Annotated in this window: 14 protein-coding genes and 1 pseudogene; 8 read left to right on the forward strand and 7 right to left on the reverse strand. The window is 70.6% G+C overall.

What is annotated here, in order from left to right:
* The first annotated feature begins 4 nt into the window (after positions 1-4).
* On the forward strand, positions 5-2,176 hold the full coding sequence (locus ACZ7NC_RS35465; protein ID WP_471494537.1) for a phosphotransferase: 2,172 nt from the start codon (positions 5-7) through the stop codon (positions 2,174-2,176).
* A 25-nt stretch (positions 2,177-2,201) separates the two neighbouring features.
* Here the strand turns inward: ACZ7NC_RS35465 and ACZ7NC_RS35470 are convergent, their stop codons facing one another.
* Positions 2,202-3,041 (reverse strand): nitroreductase/quinone reductase family protein, encoded by an 840-nt coding sequence (locus tag ACZ7NC_RS35470; protein ID WP_471494539.1) that lies wholly within the window; start codon positions 3,039-3,041, stop codon positions 2,202-2,204.
* A gap of 191 nt (positions 3,042-3,232) precedes the next feature.
* Between ACZ7NC_RS35470 and ACZ7NC_RS35475 the strand changes: the two genes are divergently transcribed.
* Entirely contained in the window at positions 3,233-3,769 is a 537-nt protein-coding gene (locus tag ACZ7NC_RS35475; RefSeq protein ID WP_471494541.1) for an HAD domain-containing protein, read from the forward strand.
* Here ACZ7NC_RS35475 and ACZ7NC_RS35480 read toward each other — a convergent pair.
* Entirely contained in the window at positions 3,738-4,655 is a 918-nt protein-coding gene (locus ACZ7NC_RS35480) for an NAD(P)-dependent oxidoreductase (protein ID WP_471494543.1), read from the reverse strand. The genes ACZ7NC_RS35475 and ACZ7NC_RS35480 overlap by 32 nt on opposite strands.
* Before the next feature lie 50 nt (positions 4,656-4,705).
* On the opposite strand from ACZ7NC_RS35480, the gene ACZ7NC_RS35485 reads away from it, so the two are divergent.
* A complete protein-coding gene (locus ACZ7NC_RS35485) occupies positions 4,706-5,053 on the forward strand; it encodes a winged helix-turn-helix transcriptional regulator (RefSeq protein WP_471494545.1) in 348 nt (115 codons plus the stop codon).
* A 136-nt stretch (positions 5,054-5,189) separates the two neighbouring features.
* On the opposite strand, the gene ACZ7NC_RS35490 is transcribed toward ACZ7NC_RS35485, so the two are convergent.
* A complete protein-coding gene (locus ACZ7NC_RS35490; protein ID WP_471494547.1) occupies positions 5,190-6,128 on the reverse strand; it encodes an NAD-dependent epimerase/dehydratase family protein in 939 nt (312 codons plus the stop codon).
* Positions 6,129-6,228: 100 nt separating this feature from the next.
* Here ACZ7NC_RS35490 and ACZ7NC_RS35495 point away from each other — a divergent pair.
* A pseudogene (locus tag ACZ7NC_RS35495) lies at positions 6,229-6,513 on the forward strand (alpha/beta fold hydrolase); the annotation flags it as partial.
* Between the two features lie 140 nt (positions 6,514-6,653).
* Positions 6,654-6,854: a hypothetical protein gene (locus tag ACZ7NC_RS35500; RefSeq protein WP_471494549.1), complete on the forward strand. Its 201-nt coding sequence runs from the start codon at positions 6,654-6,656 to the stop codon at positions 6,852-6,854.
* A gap of 31 nt (positions 6,855-6,885) precedes the next feature.
* Here ACZ7NC_RS35500 and ACZ7NC_RS35505 read toward each other — a convergent pair whose 3' ends face one another.
* Entirely contained in the window at positions 6,886-7,029 is a 144-nt protein-coding gene (locus ACZ7NC_RS35505; protein WP_471494551.1) for a hypothetical protein, read from the reverse strand.
* 90 nt (positions 7,030-7,119) lie between these two features.
* Positions 7,120-7,695 carry a dihydrofolate reductase family protein gene (locus tag ACZ7NC_RS35510; protein WP_471494553.1) on the reverse strand — a complete coding sequence of 192 codons (576 nt, stop codon included), beginning with the start codon at positions 7,693-7,695 and terminating at the stop codon, positions 7,120-7,122.
* Positions 7,696-7,870: 175 nt separating this feature from the next.
* On the opposite strand from ACZ7NC_RS35510, the gene ACZ7NC_RS35515 reads away from it, so the two are divergent.
* From ACZ7NC_RS35515 to ACZ7NC_RS35525, 3 genes are all read left to right on the forward strand, one after another.
* The gene (locus ACZ7NC_RS35515) at positions 7,871-8,518 is read left to right on the forward strand and encodes a helix-turn-helix domain-containing protein (RefSeq protein WP_471494555.1); all 648 of its coding nucleotides are present in this window, start codon (positions 7,871-7,873) and stop codon (positions 8,516-8,518) included.
* Positions 8,519-8,634: 116 nt separating this feature from the next.
* A complete protein-coding gene (locus tag ACZ7NC_RS35520) occupies positions 8,635-9,333 on the forward strand; it encodes a hypothetical protein (RefSeq protein ID WP_471494557.1) in 699 nt (232 codons plus the stop codon).
* A 141-nt stretch (positions 9,334-9,474) separates the two neighbouring features.
* A complete protein-coding gene (locus tag ACZ7NC_RS35525; RefSeq protein ID WP_471494565.1) occupies positions 9,475-9,807 on the forward strand; it encodes a DUF2516 family protein in 333 nt (110 codons plus the stop codon).
* A gap of 33 nt (positions 9,808-9,840) precedes the next feature.
* Here ACZ7NC_RS35525 and ACZ7NC_RS35530 read toward each other — a convergent pair whose 3' ends face one another.
* Together ACZ7NC_RS35530 and ACZ7NC_RS35535 are read right to left on the reverse strand one after the other, a co-directional pair.
* Positions 9,841-11,142, reverse strand: coding sequence for a PP2C family protein-serine/threonine phosphatase (locus ACZ7NC_RS35530; protein ID WP_471494559.1), 1,302 nt, complete (start codon positions 11,140-11,142; stop codon positions 9,841-9,843).
* Positions 11,143-11,425: 283 nt separating this feature from the next.
* Positions 11,426-12,523, reverse strand: coding sequence for a C40 family peptidase (locus ACZ7NC_RS35535; RefSeq protein ID WP_471494561.1), 1,098 nt, complete (start codon positions 12,521-12,523; stop codon positions 11,426-11,428).
* Positions 12,524-12,837 lie beyond the last annotated feature (314 nt).

The following is a 12,837-nucleotide window of genomic DNA, read 5'->3' on the forward strand; positions in this document are numbered from 1 at the left end:
CCATTTGAACGCACGACTCGCACGACCGCCCACCGTGTACGCGGAGTTCGTCCGGTACGCCGAGGAGAGCGGACAGCCGCTCCAAGGGCATCACCACACCAACTACCGCGCGCCGCTCACCCCGGAAATGGCGTCACTCCTGCGACTGCCCGCGGGAACATCCGTACTGGTGCGGATACCCCGCCCCGACACCCTGCGTGTCGTGTTCAAGACCTGGGACGACGAGGCCGCGGTCCTCGATGCCATCAGGGGCACGGTGCACCACGCTCCGGTCTGCCTGGCCCACGACTGGATGAGCTCGGCCGTCCACACGTATGTGCCGGGCGTGGCGCTGTCGCGGACCTGCGACGACGTCGCGAAGGTCGACCGCTCGCTGATCGCGGCCATGGCGGAGGGTCTCGCCCGGCTGACCCGGGTCGACGGCGACGCCGTTCCGCCGCTGCCGCCGGAGTGGCCGGAGCCCCCGGACAGCCGGGAGTTCCTGCGCAAGGTCGTGGAACTGACGGACCGGGACGTCAGGGAGCCCAACTGGGACTACTTCGGTCAGATCTTCGAGCGGCTCGGGGTGCGGCGCGGCGCCCTGATGAAGCTGGCCGACCGAGTGCCGCGGATGACCAGGCGGCCCTTCAGCCTCCTCCACTGCGACCTGCACCGCGACAACGTCATCGTGCACCGCCACCGATACCCGCCGCTGGTCTTCGTCGACTGGGAGCTCGCCTCGTTCGGCGACCCGCTGCACGACCTCGCCGTCCACCTCGTGCGCACGGGGCACACCCCGGCCCAGCGGGACGCGGCGATCACCGCCTGGACCAAGGCCGTCCGGCAGCGGCGGCCCGAGGCCGCGAAGGGACTGGCCGACGATCTGAAGCACTACATCGCCTACGAGAAGACGCTGTCCGTCTTCCCGGACGTGATGCGGACCCTGCGCTCCCTTGAGCGACGCCCCCCGAGCGAGCAGCAGCTGCGGGCGGCCACGGTCCGGGTCCACGGCGCCCTGACGGCCGCCGCCGAGCGGCTCGACATCGACCCCGTCCCGTCCCGGACCGAGATCCGGTGGGTGCTGGAGCGCTGGACGGGGTTCGCCCACGGCGCCCCGATCGACGACACCCGCCGGGTCCCCGTGCAGTGGACCCCGGACCGGGCGCATCCCGGGCGCCCCGACTTCCGCGCCCTGTCCGTGGCCAAGGCGCTGGCCGACGAGCGCCGAGCCCCCGAGAGCCGGCTTCGGCGCGGCACGGCGCACATCAACGCGGTGGTCGTGGTGCGGGTCGGCAAGGCCGACGTCCCGGTCGTCGTACGGCGCCGGGTCGGGCGGCCGGAGCGCCGCGGCGAGCCGGGCAGGCTGGACGAGCACACGGTGCTGCGGGTCCTCGAACAGGAGGGCGTGCCGGTCTCGGCGCCGCGTGTGCTGGCGCTGGGGCGCGGCGGCGGCTACCCCGGCGCCTTCGCCGTGCACACCTACCTGGGCCCGGACGACGGGTCGCCGGCCGAGCACCCGGAGGACGGCCTGCGTCCGCACGAGGCCGAGAGCGTGGTCGACCAGCTGCACAAGCTGACCAGGGTGGACTATCTGGCCCTTGACCCGACGGCGGGCGCCGACGGCTTCTACGGGCGGCTGATCGATGAGCTCGTCGCCATCGTCCGGCGGCTGCCCGACGAGGTACGGGCCCTGGCCGAGAGCCTCGGCCTGCCCGGACCCCGGAAGCTCCGCGGGATCCTGTCGCAGTACACGGTCGAGCGCCGCACGCCGACCCTGCTGCACGGCGACCTGCACCCGTGGAACCTGGTCCGCACCTCCGACGAACGCTTCGGCATCGGCCTCATCGGCTGGGACCGGGCCAGGGTGGGCGACCCGCTGTACGACCTGGTGCGGCACACCTACCTGGCCCGGACCGACGACCGTCGCAAGCACTTCATGAAGCGCCACTGGGAACGCAAGCTGGCCCGCCACTACACCCGGGGCTGGCTGTCCGACTGGAGCAAGTACGAGCGCCTGGAGATCGTCCGAGCCGCCTACGAGGACCTCGACAACCTGGTCACGGGCCGGCACCGGGACGTCCCCCGCGTCCGTACGGCCGTGGAGTCCTACGCCTGGACCCTCCAGGCCGCCCTGGCCGAGCTGAACCTCGAGCCCCGCAGCGACAACCCCTACCTCCTGCGCGCCCTGCCGCAGTAGCCGCCGGTACCGGCCCGACGCTCCGCTAGGCCGCGTCCAGCACAGGTATCAACTGCTCCTCCTCATACGTAAGATGCGCCTCCAACTCCGCCGACAGCCGCTCCACCTCCGCCCGGGCGACACCGGGCTCCAGGTGCTCGGCGTTCACGGTGCGGCGCAGGGCCTCGACCAGGCCGGCGATGTGCTCGTGTTCCTCGCGGAGGCGGGCCAGAGCGGGGGCGAGTCCGGGATGGCGGTCGGCCAGGAACGGGAACATGGCCAGGTCCTCGCCGGTGTGGTGGTTGTGGAGTCCGGCGCAGAAGGTCAGGCAGTTGACGCGGAGTTGGGCACCGAGCGCGGTGCCGTCCTTGGCCATCTCCTGGCGGATCAGGGCGAGTTCGCGGCGGAAGGCGTCGTGGACGACCTTGATGGCCTCGCCCATGGAGGAGGCGTTGATGTTCGGGGGGCCGCCCTGCGCGATCTCGTACAGGGCGATCACGGGGATCACCCGCTCGGTCTTCTCCTGATACGCCGCCCAGCCCTCGTCCGCCTGAACGGCCCGCGCGAAGGCCCGGTCCCGCTCCTCGCCGTCGAGTACGACCGCCCGCGCCTCGTAGGTGAACGCGCCGCTCTCCACGGTGACTTGCGGGTTCGCCACGAGGTTGTGGAACCACGCCGGGTGTTTGGGGGCGCCGGCGGCCGAGGCGATGACCAGGACGCGGTCGCCGCCGTCGGGGAGGTAGCCGACGGGGGTGGTGTGGGGGCGGCCGGTGCGGGCGCCGGTGGTGGTGAGCAGCAGGAGCCGGGCGCCTTCGAAGTAGCCGCCGACGCGGCCCTTGTTGGCGCGGAACTCCTCGATGACCTGCTGATTGAAGTCGTTGGGCATGCTCTGCTTTCTCTGTCTCTTTCTCGTCGCTGGTTTGTGAAAGGCGAAGAGAAAGAGGCGGACCCCTGGTCCGCCGCCACGACCTCACTCAGAGGCCGGGCAACACCCAACTCGCTCACGGCACAAGGCCGACCCGGCAGTCATGGAGCCGACAGTAGCGCAGACCGCCGCCGGGGGAGATCCTGATTTCGATGCTCCTCTTCCTCGACGTCGACGGAACGCTCATCCCCTTCGGGGCCAAGCGGCCGTACCCCGTGTACGAACCCCCCGCCGCGCTCCAGGGGCCCCCGGCCCACCCCCTCCTCACCCGCGTCGACCCCGCGCTCGGCGCTCGGCTGAGCCGGCTCGCCGAGCTCGGCTGCCGACTCGTGTGGGCCACGACCTGGATGGACGAGGCGAACAGCGTCGTCGCGCCCTGGCTCGGCCTGCCCCAGCTGCCGCTGGTCGACTGGCCGGACGAGGGCGCGGAACCCTCGCTCGGGCCCCGCGCCCGGCACTGGAAGACCCGGCCGCTCGTGACCTGGGCGGCCGGCCGCCCCTTCGCCTGGGTCGACGACGAGATCACCGACGTCGACCGCGACTGGGTGGCGGCTCACCACTTCTCGCCGGCCCACCGCCCCGCGCCCGCCCTCCTCCACCGCGTCGACCACCGCTGCGGACTCACCGAACGGGACTTCGCCGTCCTGGCGGAGTGGGTCACCGCCGTGCGCGGCCCAGCAGCTCGCTGACCCGCATGAAGCCGTCCGTCCCGTGGCCGAGCCCGACGACCCGGCGGGCCTGGCCCTCGGCCGAGCGCATCACGCCGGCTTCGATGCCGTGCGACTCGGAGGCCTCGACGATGTGGGCCATGGTGGAGACGGCGGAGGTGATCGGGTTGAGTTCGCCGGAGTAGCTGCCGTCGTCGACGTCTCCCGCGAACTCCTCGAAGAGCGGCGGCAGGATCGCGCCGATGCCCTGTGCGAAGGGGGCCAGCTCCCGCGCGGTGATGCCCTCGGCCCGGGCCACGGCCAGGGCGTGCGCGTAGCCGGCCATCGCCGTCCAGAAGATGTCGAGCAGGGCGATGTCGTAGGCGGCGGCCCGGCCGACGTCCGCACCGAGGTGGGTGTGGGTGCCGCCGAGCGTGTCCAGGACGGGCCGGTGCTCTCGATACAGCTCTTCGGGGCCGCTGAGCAGGAACACCGCGTCGGAGGTGCCGATGGTCGTGGTCGGCGTCATGATCGCGCCGTCCAGGTAGCGGATGCCGTGCGCGTCCGCCCATGCGGCCGTGTCCCGGGCCCGGTCCGGGGTGTCGGCAGTGAGGTTGACGACCGTACGGCCCTTGAGCGCGTCGGTGACGGCGTCCTGGCGCAGGACCGCGTCGGCGGCGTCGTAGTTCACCACGCAGACGACGGTCAGCGCACTGGCGGCGACCGCCTCCGCCGGGGAGGCGGCCGACGCGGCACCGCGGCCGACGAGCTCCCCCTCCCGCCCCGGAGTGCGGTTCCAGACGGTGACCCGCAGCCCCGCGTCCAGGAACGCACCGGCCAGGGCACGCCCCATCGGCCCGAGACCGAGGACGGTGACGGTGGCCTCCATGGGGCGACCGACGGCGGGATCGTGATGATGGGTGGGCATGCTCAACTCCCTGTAGAGTGGGGACGATTGATGACAAAAGGGGTGGGGATATGACGCGTCGGCGGCATGATCCGAACGTCTGCGGGGTGACCGCCGCGATCGCGGTGATCGACGGCAAGTGGAAGACGTCGCTGCTGTGGCTGCTGGAGTCCGGCCCGCACCGCCCGGCGGAACTGCGCCGGCTGCTGCCGGGCCTCAGCGAGAAGGTGCTGACCCAGGCACTGCGGGAGATGGAGACGGACGGTCTGGTGCACCGCGAGGTGTACGACGTACTGCCGCTGAAGACCGTCTACTCGCTGACCGGGTTCGGCCGCGACCTGGCCCAGGCTCTCGGCCCGCTCTCCGACTGGGGCCATCGCCGCCTGGAGCGGCTGACCGACGCCCAGCCGGCCTCCTGACCTGCACGCCACCTCCGTCCGTCGCCGCGTCGATCACCCCTCGTCGATCACCCCTCAAGGGTCGGACGGCGGGGGAGCGCTGCCAAGTACGCACAAATAAGTGGGTACCGTCCGGGGCCACTTCCCCACGACACGGCTACGACCGCCGCCCCAGTTCCTCCTTGAATCCCTGCCGCCAGGACGGATAACGCGGCTCCCAGCCCAGTTCCCGCCTGGCCTTGGCGTTGGAGAAGGCGCGCCCCTCGGTCATCATCGTCACCACCACGTCCCCGGCCAGCAGCCGGGCCAGCCACTTGGGCACCCGAAGCGGCGGCTTCGCCCCCGCGCAGGCGGCCAGATACGGCAGCCACTCACTGGCCGGCACCGGCTCGTCGTCGACGATGTTGAACACGCCCCGCGCCCCCTGCTCCGCGGCCAGGACGGTCGCGCTCGCCGCGTCGTCGAGATGCACCCAGGAGAAGTAGCCGGTACCGCCCCCGACCAGCGGAAACTGCCGCTTGCGCACAAGCTCGACCTGGTCGTCGGTGGCACCGGGCCCGTAGAAGCCGCCGTACCGCAGGACCGTGCCGTCGGCCTTGAGGACCGCGTCCTGGATGTGCCGGATGCCCTCCGCCAGCTCGCGCAGCTTCCCGCTCTCCACGGGCAGCGGATCCTCCTCGGTCTTCACCCAGCCGCCCTCCCGGATGCCGTTCCAGATGGCGGCGCTCTGTGCGATCAGGTGGGGGACGCCGGTCGCCTTCGCGGCGGCCAGCAGATGGTCGGTCCCCTCGGTGCGCAGCCGGTTGGTGGTGGCGAACCAGCGGTCGAAGTGCCTGATGTCGGGCTTGCCGGAGTGGGGCGCGGAGATCGCCGTCATCTGGTGCACGATCACGTCCGGCCGCGCCGCGGCCACCGCCTCCCCGACCGACACCCCGTCGAGCCCGTCCATCACCACCCCCTCGGCGCCCATCCGCCGCACCAGGTCGAGCTTGGCCGCGCTCGTCGTCGTGGCCGTCACCTGGTGCCCCCGCTCCACGAGCCGCGGCACCAGCCGCCGCCCGATGACCCCGGTCCCACCTGCCACGAACACCCGCATGACACTCACCGTCCCGAATCCGGAATAGGTCCTTCGTAACCTTGGACGAGCCGCCCCGCCCGTTTTGTGACACGGCTACGCCAAGGTCAACGGCCTGGAGATGTACTACGAGGTCCACGGCACCGCCCGCGACACCCGACGCCCGCTGGTGCTGCTGCACGGCGGCGTCACCACCGTCGGCCTGTCCTTCGCCGCCCTGCTGCCCGCCCTCGCGGCCGACCGGCACATCGTGGCCCCGGAGCTCCAGGGACACGGACACACCGCGGACATCGACCGCGACCTGACGGTGCCGAACCTGGCCTCCGACGTGGTGGCGCTGCTCGACGAACTCGGGATCCAGCAGGCCGACTTACTCGGGTACAGCCCCGGCGGTCTGACCGCGCTCGAGATCGGGATCAGGCATCCCGGCCGCGTGGGCCGGCTCGTGCTCGCCGCCGCCCAGTACCACCAGGAAGGCGTCCACGACGAGGTGCAGCCGGCGACTACGACTCGCCGCGGCTGCCCAGCGAGGCGGACTTCCGGGAGATGGCCGAGGCGTACGCGGCCTGCGCGCCGCATCCCGGCCACTTCCAGGACTTCCTCGCCAAGGTCTCGGTCGCGGCGAACTCCCCGCTGCCCTGGACCGCCGACGACCTGCGCACCGTTCAGGCCCCCACCCTGCTGGTCATCGGCGACACCGACTTCGTACGCGTTGAGCACGAGATGGTGCGCGAGTTCCTCGACTGAGCCGAGGCCGAGCGGCGGGCGATTCGGCGCGCTACAGCACGCGGAGGTTGGTGAGCGGGATGTTCCACTCGTTCCGCTCGATGTTCCCGTGGCCGTCCCGGGCCACGGCCGGCACCGCGACCAGCATCAGCCCGGCGACGACAGCGGCCAGGACGGCGACGACACGACGCTTCACGATGCCTCCTCGACTACGACAGTGCCGCCCACCTTGCTTCGTGCGGAAAGCCCGGCCGGGCGGACACGCCGCCCCGGCCGCCGAATTCAGTCAGTGGAGGGTGGGCCGGTAGACGAGCTCCTGGATGTGACCGTCGAGCGTCCGGTGCTCGACCAGCTCCAGGTCGAAGTCGGCGGCACCCTGGAAGACCGGGTCCAGCCCGGTCCGGCCGGTGATGACGGGGAAGAGCGTCACCTGGAGGCGGTCGACCAGGCCGGCGGCCAGCAGTGCCCGGTTCATCGACAGGCTGCCGTGCGAGCGCAACGGCACCTCGGACTCCTCCTTGAGCCGGGCGACGACGTCGACGGCGTCACCGCTCACGACGGTCGCGTTCGGCCAGTCGAGAGGGCCTTCCAATGTCGTCGACACCACCGTCGCCGGCAGGTTCCGCATCCGAGTGACCCATGGATCACGCACATCGGACTCCTCGGTGCCGGCGGCCAGCATCCGCGTGAACGCCCGATACGTGTTGGCCCCGAAGACCATCCGCTGCTCCGCGTCGTACAGGGCGAGGCGGTGGTCGAGCAGTTCCGGGCCCTGCTTGCCCCAGTAGCCGCTCCAGTCGCCGCCGGCGGCGCCGTAGCCGTCGAGGCTGGAGAAGACGTCGAAGGTGTAGGTAGCGGTCATGTCGTTCTCCTCGGATGCGTTTGGTTCCCGGCGACCGTCGCACCCGTAGACCCGGCACGCATCCGAAACTCATCGCCGTGGCGACCGCGAGCGGCCCTGGGCCGTCACAGTGGCGTGACGCACTTTTGCAAGCAGGTGCTTGCAAAAGTTAGCGAGGGTGCGGCAAGGTGGAGGCATGGCATCGCTCAACGTCGGCAATCTCGGTGAGTATCTGCGCGAGCAGCGGCGCAACGCGCAGCTGTCGCTGCGGCAGCTCGCCGACGCCGCCGGGGTGTCCAATCCGTATCTGAGCCAGATCGAGCGCGGGCTGCGCAAGCCGAGCGCGGAGGTGCTGCAGCAGGTCGCCAAGGCGCTGCGGATCTCCGCCGAGACGCTGTACGTCCGGGCCGGCATCCTCGACGCCGAGCGGGACCGGGACGAGGTGGAGACGCGCGCCGTCATCCTCGCCGATCCCACGCTGAACGAGCGGCAGAAGCAGGTGCTGCTCCAGATCTACGAGTCCTTCCGCAAGGAGAACGGATTCGGGATATCCCCCGAGGCCGACGAGGTGGATGAGGCGGGCGAGGTCGTGGTCGAGTCCGCCACCGCCGTCGGCTCGGACCAGGACGACCCACGGAGCGACGACCCGTCCGACGGCGCGGTGTACGCCCAGGACGGCGACGCCGATGTACGCCGCAGCCGTACGACCCGCGAGAACAGCACGGCCGACGACGGCCGCAAGTCCGCCGCGCGCCGTAGCCGCACGACCCGCACGACCCGTACGTCCGACGGCAGCGACGCCGACCCGGAGAACCCGACCGATCCGCGGCAGTCGGCCGGCTGACCATGTGCCGCCGTACGCGTTATGCGTACGGGCAGGCCGCAGTCAGTCGTCAGCCGTCCGGCCGACCGCGGGGACCCAGAACCCTCACTTCAAAAGCAACCGGGAGGACCATCACCATGGCCATCGCCGACGACCTGCGTAAGACCCTCAGCGACCCGACCCCGCTCTACTTCGCCGCCGGCACCGCCGACCTGGCCCTCCAGCAGGCCAGGAAGGTGCCCGGCCTGGTGGAGCAGCTGCGCACCGAGGCGCCGGCCCGGTTCGAGGCCGTTCGCAACACCGACCCGAAGGCGGTCCAGGAGAAGGCCACCACCCGCGCCAAGGAGGCGGGGGCCAAGGCCAAGGAGGCGCAGGAGACCTTCCAGACCAAGGTCAACGAGTTCGTCACCAGCCTGGACGCCGACATCAAGAAGTTCGGCAGCAACATCGACGCGGACTTCAAGAAGTTCGGCAGCAGCCTGGACGCCGACCTGAAGAAGTTCGGCGAGAGCGCCCAGGACTTCGCGCTGCGCACCCTCGGTGTCGCCGCCGAGTACGCCGTCAAGGCCCGTGAGACCTACGAGAAGGTCGCCGAGCACGGCGAGCAGACCGTGAAGACCTGGCGCGGCGAGGCGGCCGAGGAGATCGAGGAGTTCGCGATCGCCGTCGAGCCGAAGACCGAGCCGGTCGAGGTCAAGGAGGACAAGGCCGAGGCCAAGCCGGCCGCCGCCGAGCCCGCCACCGAGGCCGCTTCGGCGAAGAAGGCGGCCCCGGCCAAGAAGGCTCCGGCTCCCCGCAAGGCCACGGCCAAGAAGACGACCCCGCCCGCCAAGTAACACGGACGGGTGAAAAGGGACCGTTGGAAACGGGCCGGGCACTTACCGAGTGCTCGGCCCGTTGTTCGGGTAGCGGTCCTGGGGTTGCGGGTACGGTGACCGCGTAGGTACGAGCCGAATCAGGTGGTGGACGTTGTGTTGATGCAGGGCTTCGCGGGGTTCATGTGGCTGCTGAGCGTGGCCCTGATCCTCTTCAGCGGCTTCGCGCTGATCGACGCGGCCACGCGCCGCGACGACGCCTACCGCGCCGCGGACAAGCAGACCAAGCCGTTCTGGATGATCGTCCTCGGTCTCGCCTTCGTGGTGAACCTGATCTTCAACATCCTGTCGTTCCTGCCGATCATCGGCCTCATCGCGACGATCGTGTACATGGTCGACGTACGCCCCGCCATCAAGGGCCTCCCGGGCGGAGGCCGCGCCAGAAAGGGCTCCAGCAGCGACGGCCCCTACGGCCCGTGGAACGGCGGCCGCTGACCAACCCCTGAGGGACAGCTGCTCAGCCCCCGCTCAGACCCCCCGGTCCAGCAACAGCACAGCCACGTCGTCCGTCAGCTCGCCCCCATTGAGGTCCCGGACCTCATTGACGGCCGCCCGCAGCAGCGCCTCACCCTGCAAGCCCTCGGAGAGCTGGCGGCGGACCATCTCCACCATGCCGTCCTGCCCGAGCCGCTCGCGGCCCTCGCCGATCCGTCCCTCGATCAAGCCGTCGGTGTAGAGCATCAGGCTCCACTCCGCCCCCAGCTTCACCTCCATACGAGGCCACCGAGCGCCGGGCAGCAGACCGAGCGCGGGCCCGTTGTTGTCGTACGGCAGCAGCTGCGCCGGCCGTCCGGGCCGGGCAAGCAGGGGCGACGGATGGCCCGCGAGGCACAGCCCCGCGCGTCGGCCGTCCGGTGCGATGTCCACCGTGCAGAGGGTCGCGAAGATCTCGTCGTCGGCCCGCTCATGTTCGAGGACCTTCTGCAGCGTCCCCAGGAGCGCGTCCCCACACAGCCCGGCCAGCGTCAGTGCCCGCCAGGCGATCCGCAGCTCCACACCGAGGGCGGCCTCGTCCGGTCCGTGTCCGCACACGTCGCCGATCATGGCGTGGACCGTGCCGTCGGAGGTGCGGACCACGTCGTAGAAGTCACCGCCCAGCAGGGCACGCGAACGCCCGGGACGGTAGCGCGCGGCGAACCGCAGCGAGGAACCCTCCAGCAGCGGCGTCGGCAGCAGACCTCGCTCCAGGCGCCGGTTCTCCTGCACCCGGATACGACCCTCGGCGAGCCGTCGCTCGGCCGTGTCGGAACGTTTCCTCTCCACGGCGTACCGGATCGCGCGGCTCAGTAGCCGCCCGTCCAGCTCGTCCCGGAAGAGATAGTCCTGCGCGCCGACACGCACGGCCTCGGCGCCGCGCTCGGCGTCACCGGAGGCGGTGAGGGCGAGGACGGCGTGGCGGGGCGCGAGCTCCAGGACGTGCCTGAGCACGGCCAGCTCGTCGTCGTCGGCGGCCCGGCCGGGCGCCGGAAGCGCGAGGTCCAGCAGGATGCAGTGGACGTCGTCGGTGAGGAGCCGCTCGGCCTCGGTGAGGTTGCGGGCGGTGCGCACCCGGATCGGCTTGCCGGCCGAGTCGAGCAGCTCGGGCACGAGTACCGAGCCGCCGGGATCGTCCTCGATCAGCAGCAGAGTCAGGTTGGTAGGGGTGGTGTTATCGACCGTTTCTTCCTTGCGCGAGGCCACCTGCCTGGAGGGGCCGCCTGGGGACGCGGCCGGCGCCTGACCAGTCTCCACGGCCGGGATCGCTCTCTGCCGCGGTACGGGTACGGGCATCGTTTTGAATCCTTCCCTCCCCCCGAGGGCATGGTGGGAACGAGGGACCTCGATCCACCGACGGGGACCATAGCGGGTGTCGGCGCCGCAGCGGAATGGTGTGGCACACGCCGACTGTGCGCTCGCCGCTGTCATATGCCGCGTTCCCTACCGCAGTTGGACAGGCCGACGTAGCTGCGGGGATGACGAACGTCACGTCGGGGCTTGGTTTGGTGGCGATATGACGTGCCGTGGGTCACGTGGCGCGAGTCACGGCCCGCTCGGCGCAAGACGCCCTGAAACCTCATGCATCGGGTCGAACCACCCCGAGGATCGGCATCGACCCGGCCCCCGCGACCGTCACGGTCCGCCCGGGACGGGGCGCGTGGATGATGGCGCCGTCGCCGATGTAGAGGGCGACGTGGCTGGCGTCGTCGTTGTAGATGATGAGATCGCCGGGCCGCATGTCCTTGATGTCGATGCGGTCGAGCTGCTTCCACTGCTCCTGTGAGGTCCGCGGAATGCCGCTTCCGGCGTTCGCCCAGGCCTGGGACGTCAGACCTGAACAGTCATATGTCTTCGGGCCCTCGGCGCCCCATTCGTACGGTTTGCCCAGCTGGTCGGTGGCGTACTCGATGGCCTTGCGACCCTGCTCGGAGGCCTTGCCCTTGATGTCCTTCAGGACGCCGGAGTCCAGCCAGGCGGTCTGCGCCTTGTAGGCGGCCTCCTTCTCCAGCTCGGCGAGGCGCTCCTTCTCCTCCTTCTCCAGCTGGGACTCGAGCTGTTCGGCCGCCTCGATCTGCTTCTCGATCTTCTTCTGGGCGGCGGCCTTGGCCTTGCGGCCGGCCTCCAGCTTCCGCCACTGAGCGGAGGCGTCCTTGGCGTACAGCTCCAAGTCCTGCTGGGTGCGGGTCATTTCCGCCAGCAGTCCCTTGGTGGCGCGCTCGCCCTGGAGCACCCGCCCTGCCCCGTCGAGGAAGGCCCCCGGATCGTCGCTGAGCATCAGCTTCGCCTCGTCGGGCAGCCCGCCCGAGCGGTACTGGGCGGCGGCCGCGGCCCCGGCGCGCTTCTTCAAGTCGGCGAGCCGCTCCTGGCCTTTGACGATCTTCTTGGCCAGCGAGACGATCTCGGCGGACTGCTTCTCGGCCGCCTCCTCGGCGGCGTTGTACTCGTCGGTGGCGACCGCGGCGGAGTGGTAGAGCTTTTCGAGCTTCTCCCGGACCTCTTCAAGCTCCTTGTTCGACACGGGGGTCGACACGGGGGTCGGCGAGGAGGAAGGTGAGGCGCTCGGGGACGGGCCGGGGGAGGGTGCCGCGAAGGCCGTACCAGGTGCCGCCAGTACGGTGACCGCGCAGACGACGGTCACGGCCGCCGTGATCAGGCCGCGCTTGCGCGTACCCATATCTGTGCCCCCAAACTGATGTCTCGTCAGTAACATACGAGCGTCCGGGGGATCGTGCCACGACGGCGCGCAAAGTGACAGAGGTCTGCTTCCCCCCGCCCCCTCCCCGTCATGTCGATCTCCCCGCCTTTGTGACGTACGACTCGCAGAGATCGTTCCGTGATCCGTGGACGGCCGGGAAAACGAGAGGGAAAGGGCCGGGAACGAGACAAACGGTGACTAGTACTGCAACGGTGCTTGCCGTGACTGCTGGCCAGTTCGCTCGTTGGTGTGGTCATGGGTGGGGACCATGCTGGTGTCAGGTTGTGGGCGGG

The organism is Streptomyces sp. NPDC111802 (assembly GCF_055634335.1).